Below are 4,192 nucleotides of genomic sequence, written 5' to 3'. Positions count from 1 at the left end.
CGATCTCCCCTCTGCCACCAATGTCGGCTTCACCCCCGCCCAATTCCCCCCTAAAACACCTCCGCACACAGGGATGGGACCATGCCGGAAGAGATTCTCCAGACACACAAGCTGCTCGATCGCTGCGAACGGGAGCTGGCGGCGCGCTACACCGTGCACAAGCTGCACGAGGCCGCCGACAAGGAGGCGCTGATCGCCGAGATCGCCCCCCGCATCCGCGCCATCGCCGGCGGCAATGTCGATGGCGCGCTGATGGACAAGCTCCCCAAGCTCGAGATCATCGCCAATTTCGGCGTCGGCTACGACTCGATCGACACCACGGCCGCCCGGGCCCGCAACATCCGCGTCACCAACACGCCCAACGTCCTCAACGACGCCATGGCGGAGATCACCATCGGCCTGATGATCGCGCTCGCCCGCCGCCTGCCGCAGGCCGACCAGTTCGTGCGCCAGGGCAAGTGGGCGCGGGTCGGCTACCGTCTGCAGTCCGAGCTGAACGGCAAGACCGTCGGCATCCTCGGGCTCGGCCGCATCGGCAAGGAGATCGCGCTCCGCGCCCAGGCCATGAAGATGCGCGTCATCTATCACGGCCGCCACCGGCAGCCGGACGAGCCCTATCTCTACTACCAGAACCTCCTCGACATGGCCCGCGACGCCGACTGGCTGGTGCTGATCGCGCCCGGCGGCAAGAGCACCGAACGGATCGTCTCGCGCGAGGTGCTCACCGCGCTCGGCCCGGAGGGCTACCTCGTCAACATGGGGCGCGGCAGCCTCGTCGACGAACCGGCGCTGGTGGAAATGCTGACCAACGGGCAACTGGGCGGCGCCGCCCTCGACGTGTTCGACAAGGAGCCCAACGTCCCCGAGGCGCTGTTCAGCCTCGACAACGTCGTCCTCTCCCCGCACCAGGGCAGCGCCACGCATCAGACCCGCAACAAGATGGGCGACCTGGTCGTCGCCAACCTCGTCGCGCATTTCGCCGGCGAACCGCTCCCCAGCGCGGTGGTGTGATCATGCTGATCGATTTGAAGGGCAAGGTCGCGATCGTCACCGGAGCGGGGCGCGGCATCGGCCGGGTCATCGCCAGGACTCTCGCCGCCGAGGGCGTCACGGTCGCCATCCTCGATTTCCGCAAGGACCTGCTGGATGACGCGGCGATAGAGTGGACCGAGGCCGGCTGGCCCGGGCTCCGCGTCCTCTGCGACGTGCGCGAGCCGGCCCAGGTGACCGCCGCCGTGGCGGCCATCGACGAACAGCTCGGCCGCGTCGACATCCTCGTCAACAATGCCGGCGTCGCCTCCGGCGCCCGCATCGACAAGCTGCCCGAGGCGATCTGGGACGCCAATTTCGACACCAACACCAAGGGCACGTTCCTGATGTGCCAGGCGGTGGCCCCGATCATGCAGCGCCAGAGCGCCGGCCGCATCATCAACGCCGCCTCGTTCGCCGCCATCATCCCCTCGATCGGCAGCGCTGCCTATGCCGCCTCGAAATCCGCCGTGGTGCAGTTCACCCGCGTGCTGGCGGGCGAACTCGGGCCGTTCAGCGTCACGGTGAATTCCTACTCGCCGGGCATGATCCCCACCGAGATGAACGGCTACGCGAGCCTCCCCGACGCGCGCCAGCAGCGGCTACTCGACACCCTGACGCTGCGCCGCTGGGGCGACCCGCAGGACGTCGCCAACCTCATCTGCTTCCTCGCCTCCGACCAGGCCGGCTACATCACCGGCGCCTCGATCGACTGCTCGGGCGGGAAATATGCCACGCAGATGCCGTCGGTGGCGTACGAGGGATAGCCCACATTCAAGGCTGGTGCGCGCCGACCCCCACCCCTGTCCCCTCCCCCTCAACAGGGGGAGGGAGACCCAGAACACCGACGCCAGCGTTTTCGCCTCCCTCCCCATTCTTTCTTAGGGGGAGGGGACAGGGGTGGGGGTCCACAGCAGCCAGCCCCTCGGCGGTTCGCCCTACCGCCAAACCGCCAGCAACGCCCCCATCAGCACCAGCGCGATCAAGTTGTTGCCCAGGTTGATCGCAATCAGCCGCAGCGACCGGTTCTCATAGCCCCACAGCGATACCAGCAGCGTCGCCTGGAACCCGAGCCACACCCAGAACCCGGCCAGCGCGCCGTTCAGCCAATCGGTGATCCCCGACGCGACGATGATGTTGGCCAGCGCGAAGGCCGTGATCAGCGAAGCCACGATATCGACGACGATCGCCTTGCCCAGTCCCGCGCGCATGCTCTCGGGCGTCACCCCGGTGAGCGCCTGCCACGGCTTGAGTAGCACCGGCGGCGAGTACCAGGCAAAGCCCACCACCATGCGGATGATCGCCGCGACGATCACCGCCCACCAGTTGATCGGAAGCATTTGAGTCCCCCTCGGCGCCCCGCGCGCCGACCCGATGCTAGCGCCGAACCGAGGGAACCGCCATGTCCCGATAGCGGTTGCCTTTCCGGCGCGCCGTCGCGACAGTGCGGGCGCTCAAATCGGCGGAGACTTCAATGACGGAATGGTGGCGCGGCGCGGTGATCTATCAGGTCTATCCGCGCTCGTTTCAGGACAGCAACGGCGACGGCGTCGGCGACCTGCCGGGCATCATGCGGCGGCTCGATCATATCGCGAGCCTCGGCGTCGATGCCATCTGGCTCTCGCCGATCAACCAGTCGCCGCAGCGCGACATGGGCTACGACGTCTCCGACTACAAGGATGTCGACCGCCTGTTCGGCAGCCTCGAGGACTTTGACGATCTCATCAAGCGCGCCCACGCGCTGGGGCTGAAGGTCATCATCGACCAGGTGCTGAGCCACTCCTCCGACCAGCACCCCTGGTTCCGCGAGAGCAAGCTCAGCCGCACCAATTCGCGCGCCGACTGGTATGTCTGGGCCGACCCCAAGCGCGACGGCTCGCCGCCCAACAACTGGCCCTCGGTGTTCGGCGGCCGCGCCTGGGAATGGAACCCGTCGCGCGGACAATACTACTTCCACAATTTCCTCATCGAGCAGCCCGACCTCAACTTCCACAATCCGGATGTGCAGGATGCGGTGCTCGACGTGATGCGCTTCTGGCTCGAGCGCGGCGTCGACGGCTTCCGGCTCGACACCGTCAACTACTATTTCCAGGACAAGCAGCTGCGGAATAACCCCCCCGCCCGCCGTCCCAAGCACCTGCCTTACGCGGTCAATCCCTACGACATGCAGGACCACCGCTTCGGCAAGAGCCAGCCCGAGAACGTCACGTTCCTGAAGCGCGTCAGAAAGCTGCTCGACCAGTATCCGGGCACCACCACCGTCGGCGAAGTCGGCGACAGCCATCGCGGCCTGCAGCTGATGGAGGAATACACCTCCGGCGGCGACAAGCTGCACATGGCCTATACCTTCGACATGCTCGGCCCCGAATTCACCGCCGAACACTTCCGCACCAAGATGGCCAAATTCTTCGCCGGCGCCCCGAACGGCTGGCCGTGCTGGAGCTTTTCCAACCACGACGTCATCCGCCACATGACCCGCTGGGCCCCATACGCGCAGAACTCCGCCGACCTCGCCCGCCAGGCCGCCGCGATGCTCCTGAGCTTCAAGGGCTCGGTCTGCATCTACCAGGGCGAGGAACTGGGCCTGCCCGAGGCCGACATCCTGTTCGAGGAGCTGACCGACCCGCCCGGCATCCGCTTCTGGCCCGAATACAAGGGCCGCGACGGCGCCCGCACCCCGATGCCGTGGGACGAAGGCGAGGCGCCCAACGGCTTTTCGAACGGCAAGCCGTGGCTACCGGTCAAGGAGGCGCATTCGCTGCTCAACGTCGCCGGCCAGAACGCCGACCCCGACTCGACACTGAACTTCTACCGCCAAGCGCTGGCCTTCCGCCGCGCCCACCCGGTCTTCGCCACCGGCGACATCGACTTCTTCAAGGTCGCCGAACCGCTCCTCGCCTTCCGCCGCACCGGCAAGGACGAAACCATCACCGCCCTCTTCAACCTCTCGGCCGAACCGATCACGGTGACGCTCGAAGGCGGCGAGGGGCTCGAGCCAATGGACCTCTCCCACGGCGCCGAGCGCCGGAAGAGCCGGCTGAAACTCGCCGCGAACGGCTTTGCGTTCTTTTCGGGCGAGATGAAGGTGGCCTATGGCGGGCGACGGAAGAAGCGCTAGCCACATCAACCGGTGGCTGTGGACCCCCACCCCTGACCCCTCCCC

4 protein-coding genes are annotated in these 4,192 nt (G+C 66.9%); 3 read left to right on the top strand and 1 reads right to left on the bottom strand.

Annotated elements, in window-relative coordinates; all coding sequences use genetic code 11:
* Positions 1-81: 81 nt before the first annotated feature.
* Both JWQ89_RS06870 and JWQ89_RS06865 read left to right on the top strand, forming a co-directional pair.
* Positions 82-1,011 carry a 2-hydroxyacid dehydrogenase gene (locus JWQ89_RS06870; protein WP_299639550.1) on the top strand — a complete coding sequence of 310 codons (930 nt, stop codon included), beginning with the start codon at positions 82-84 and terminating at the stop codon, positions 1,009-1,011.
* 2 nt (positions 1,012-1,013) lie between these two features.
* Positions 1,014-1,796, top strand: coding sequence for an SDR family NAD(P)-dependent oxidoreductase (locus JWQ89_RS06865; RefSeq protein WP_299639548.1), 783 nt, complete (start codon positions 1,014-1,016; stop codon positions 1,794-1,796).
* A 171-nt stretch (positions 1,797-1,967) separates the two neighbouring features.
* Here JWQ89_RS06865 and JWQ89_RS06860 read toward each other — a convergent pair whose 3' ends face one another.
* Entirely contained in the window at positions 1,968-2,369 is a 402-nt protein-coding gene (locus JWQ89_RS06860; RefSeq protein WP_299639546.1) for a DUF1761 domain-containing protein, read from the bottom strand.
* Positions 2,370-2,503: 134 nt separating this feature from the next.
* Here JWQ89_RS06860 and JWQ89_RS06855 point away from each other — a divergent pair, with 134 nt between their 5' ends.
* On the top strand, positions 2,504-4,147 hold the full coding sequence (locus tag JWQ89_RS06855) for an alpha-glucosidase family protein (protein WP_299639544.1): 1,644 nt from the start codon (positions 2,504-2,506) through the stop codon (positions 4,145-4,147).
* Positions 4,148-4,192 lie beyond the last annotated feature (45 nt).

Origin of the sequence: Devosia sp., assembly GCF_028290645.1 — a bacterium.
Classification (GTDB): Bacteria; Pseudomonadota; Alphaproteobacteria; order Rhizobiales; family Devosiaceae; genus Devosia_A.
Note: the sequence above shows the minus strand (reverse complement) of the source record. Positions and strands in the feature narration are given on the sequence as shown.

Excerpts from the sequence above, each read along its gene's own strand:
- JWQ89_RS06870 (WP_299639550.1), top strand. The coding sequence starts at position 82 with ATGCCGGAAGAGATTCTCCAGACACACAAGCTGCTCGATCGCTGCGAA.
- JWQ89_RS06865 (WP_299639548.1), top strand. The coding sequence starts at position 1,014 with ATGCTGATCGATTTGAAGGGCAAGGTCGCGATCGTCACCGGAGCGGGG.
- JWQ89_RS06860 (WP_299639546.1), bottom strand. The coding sequence starts at position 2,369 with ATGCTTCCGATCAACTGGTGGGCGGTGATCGTCGCGGCGATCATCCGC.
- JWQ89_RS06855 (WP_299639544.1), top strand. The coding sequence starts at position 2,504 with ATGACGGAATGGTGGCGCGGCGCGGTGATCTATCAGGTCTATCCGCGC.